The following is a 3,263-nucleotide window of genomic DNA, read 5'->3' on the forward strand; positions in this document are numbered from 1 at the left end:
CGTCGGTGTCGAACTCCTGGTGGGCGATGTCGATGGTGACACCACGCTCTCGCTCCTCGGCGAGGTTGTCCATCACGTAGGCGAACTCGAAGCCGCCCTTGCCCTTCTCTTCGGCTTCCTCTTTGTGCTGTTCGATGACGTGCTCGGGGACGCTCCCTGTCTCGTAGAGAAGTCGCCCGACCATCGTGCTCTTACCGTGGTCAACGTGGCCGATTACGGCCAAGTTCTGGTGCGGTTTGTCACTCATTGTAGTCTCACGCGCGAATGCGCTGTGTCCGAATCTTTTGTCGGTGGCCCGTAAAACGATTTCGAAAGGGATTCGGCCGAAACCGGGCGCGTCGGGCGGTTTGCGAGCAGATACCACGGGGGCGCGGGGGAACCGTCCCGAGACGGCGCCGTGCCTATTCGCGGGGCGGGAGTCGGCCGATATCCGCAAGGACCGCACTCGCCGTCTCCGGGCCGCCAGCGCCCCGGCCGGAGATATTGAGTCGGCCCGCGTGATTCGTCTCCAGCTGGACGATGTTCAGCGTGCCCGACACCGCGAGCGTCCCGTTTTCGGGGATGAGGCGAGGGCCGACGCGGACCTCGCCGTCCGAGACCTCTCCGATGAGCCGGATCGTCCGGCCGTCCTCGGCGGCGAGTTCGAGCGGGCTTCCGGGCAGGTCGGCGATGCCCTCGACCTCCGCGTCCTCGAGCGTGTACGTCTCGTCGTAGAGGACGTTCGCGAGGATGACGCACTTCAGTGCGGCGTCGGTGCCCTCCACGTCGAAGGTCGGGTCGGCCTCGGCGACGCCGAGGTCCTGGGCTTCGGCCAGCACGTGCTCGTAGTCCAGCCCCTCGGCGGCCATCCGGCTGAGGATGAAGTTCGCCGTCCCGTTGAGGACGCCGCGTGCCGCCGTCACCTGTCCGTTGAGGTCGTCGATGGTCGACAGGACCGGAATCGCGCCGCCGACCGCCGCCTCGAAGAGCACCGACCCCTTCGAGTCGGCTTCCAGTTGTCGCACCTCGTCGTAGCGTTCGGCGACCGGACCCTTGTTGGCGAGGACGACGTGGCGGTCGCGGCCGAGCGCGCGCTCGACGTGGGAGAATCCGGGTTCAGCATCGCCGAGCGTCGTCGGTGTCGCTTCCACGAGGACGTCGTAATCGGCCGAAAGCGCCGCTTCGACCTCGGCATCGCCGACGACCCCGCGGCTTCGCTTCCGGGAGAGAACGTCGTCGGCATCGAGGCCGTCCTCGTCGACGACCGCCGTCGAGGAATCCGCGACGGCGACGATGTCGTGGCCGTATTCGCCGGCCAACTCGACGACCGACGAGCCGACGGCGCCCGCACCGAGTACGGCGAGTTTCATTGGCTACCCTCCGTCAACGGTTCGATGACACGCAGATCCTTCTCTTCGGCGATCTCCCGAACCGTCGTCAGAGCGTCGGAGGTCTGACCCTCGCTGGCGACGATGCGGAGGCGCGCACTGGAGGGGTTCTCGGTCCCCTGTGGTGCCGAAAGCGATACGTCGGCGACAGAGACGCCGCCACACTCCTGGAACCGCTGGAGGGTATCCGAGAGGTCCGTATCGACGAGATGGCCGACCAGGACCACCGTCAACTCCTCGCTGTACCGCTCGGCGCCCGCCTGGATGATGTTGACGCCGGCATCACGGAGCGCGTCGACGATGACGTCGAACTGCGCCTGGGTCGCTTCGAGATCGACTTCGACGGGGATGTGGCCCCGCGGTGTGAGGTTGCCACGCTCGTGGAATATCGAGAGGAGGTTCCCACCGTTGTCGGCGATGGGTTCGAGCGCGCGCAGTAGTTCACCGGGTTCGTCGACGAGTTCGAGACGCACCGTGTAAGACCGGACGTCCGCCTCGCTCATCGGCTCACCTCCGAGCGTTCACTCATTACTCAATCTCACGGTCCGCCGGCTATAAGAACGCCGTCATTCGCAAATGTATCCTGCATCGACGGAAAACTCCCCACACCACCCGACAGCGGCACGTTTCGACGGCCGACACCGGGCTCGTTTTTAAATATTGTCAAAAATAAGATAGGCCACTATGATCACGAATCGCTCTCTGGGGTTGGTCGTTGGCCTCGCCGCGAGCGCGATCGTGCCGGTCGTCGCGGCGGCCGCGGTCTTCATCGACCCGACGCCACGGGAGTTGCTGCAGGCGGCCGTTCTCGGGTGGCTACCGCTGGCGGCCGCAGTGGGTACCGCCGACGTCGACCCGACACGTCTCTCGCGGTTCGCTATCGTCTTCTGTGGGACGCTCGTCGGACTGACGCTGCTGGTCGCGCCGCTCTTTGGCAGACCTGTCTTCGATATCGGCCTCTATCGCATCTCCAGCCTCCAGTTTGCCGTCCCTATCAACCCCGTGATGGCCGTCCTCGTCGGCGGTGCGACGGCGCTGTCCTACTACGGCGTCTTCGAATGGGGTCCCGAGGCCAACGACGGCACGCCCGCTTGATTTCGATCTGTCTTCATCAATCGACTACTGCTGGTCGTCGTCACGCGGCGTCGGTTGTTTATAAACGATAGCGTTGGGTCTGTGGATAGGAGAGAGGAAGGAAACAATAAATGGCATCCGCGAGGCGCGCGAAGCGCGCCGAGCGGTTCTCCGGACGCGACCGTAGGGAGCGTCCGGTAGCGACGAGTGACTAACGCGAGCCATCAGGCTCGCGGCAGGAACGAGTCGCACATATTTTCCCCACGTTTTTGCCGGGCCGGCCGCAGGCCGGCCCGTGCAAAAAGTGGCTTAGAAGTAGTCGATACGCTCGGGCAGTTCCGTCTTCATGCCCTTCCGCTCGCGGATCTCCTTGATGGTCTCCGGCTGGAGGTTGTCGGCCATGACGCGGAAGCCGGCGTTCTCCGTGTTCCAGGAGGCACGACCCTCGGTCGCACTACGGATGTCCGAGGAGAAGCCGATCATCTCGTCGACGGGCGCGATACCCTCGACGACCATGAGGTCGCCTTCCTGGTACATGTCGTCGACGCGGCCACGGCGGCCCTGAATCTCGCCGGATGCGGCGCCCATGTGCTCGTTGGGCACGTCGATGCGGACCTGCTGGATCGGCTCCAGAAGCTTGATGTCCGCGTCGATGAGGGCGTTGTGGACGGCCTTGCGGACGGCGGGGATGACCTGCGCCGGACCGCGGTGGATGGCGTCCTCGTGGAGGCGGGCGTCGTGGAGGCGGAGGAGTGCGCCCTCGACGGGTTCAGCAGCGAGGGGACCGTCGTCGAGTGCCTCTTCGAGGCCCTCGATGACGAG

General features: G+C 65.1%; 4 protein-coding genes and 1 pseudogene. 1 reads left to right on the forward strand and 4 read right to left on the reverse strand.

Translation table 11 applies throughout. The features are described from left to right. The 3 genes from V5A53_RS13985 to V5A53_RS13995 all read right to left on the reverse strand — a co-directional run. On the reverse strand, positions 1 to 247 hold a 247-nt coding region (locus V5A53_RS13985; protein ID WP_332314229.1), incomplete at its 3' end, for a GTP-binding protein. Between the two features lie 154 nt (positions 248 to 401). Then, positions 402 to 1,349 carry a homoserine dehydrogenase gene (locus tag V5A53_RS13990; RefSeq protein ID WP_332314230.1) on the reverse strand — a complete coding sequence of 316 codons (948 nt, stop codon included), beginning with the start codon at positions 1,347 to 1,349 and terminating at the stop codon, positions 402 to 404. Beyond that, positions 1,346 to 1,870: an amino acid-binding protein gene (locus V5A53_RS13995; RefSeq protein ID WP_332314231.1), complete on the reverse strand. Its 525-nt coding sequence runs from the start codon at positions 1,868 to 1,870 to the stop codon at positions 1,346 to 1,348. The genes V5A53_RS13990 and V5A53_RS13995 overlap by 4 nt, the downstream gene beginning before the upstream one ends. 181 nt (positions 1,871 to 2,051) lie before the next feature. Between V5A53_RS13995 and V5A53_RS14000 the strand changes: the two genes are divergently transcribed. Continuing rightward, the gene (locus V5A53_RS14000) at positions 2,052 to 2,462 is read left to right on the forward strand and encodes a hypothetical protein (RefSeq protein ID WP_332314232.1); all 411 of its coding nucleotides are present in this window, start codon (positions 2,052 to 2,054) and stop codon (positions 2,460 to 2,462) included. A 288-nt stretch (positions 2,463 to 2,750) separates the two neighbouring features. Here V5A53_RS14000 and V5A53_RS14005 read toward each other — a convergent pair. After that, a pseudogene (locus V5A53_RS14005) lies at positions 2,751 to 3,263 on the reverse strand (elongation factor EF-2); the annotation flags it as partial.

This window comes from Natronomonas sp., assembly GCF_036625485.1.
Lineage (GTDB): Archaea > Halobacteriota > Halobacteria > Halobacteriales > Haloarculaceae > Natronomonas.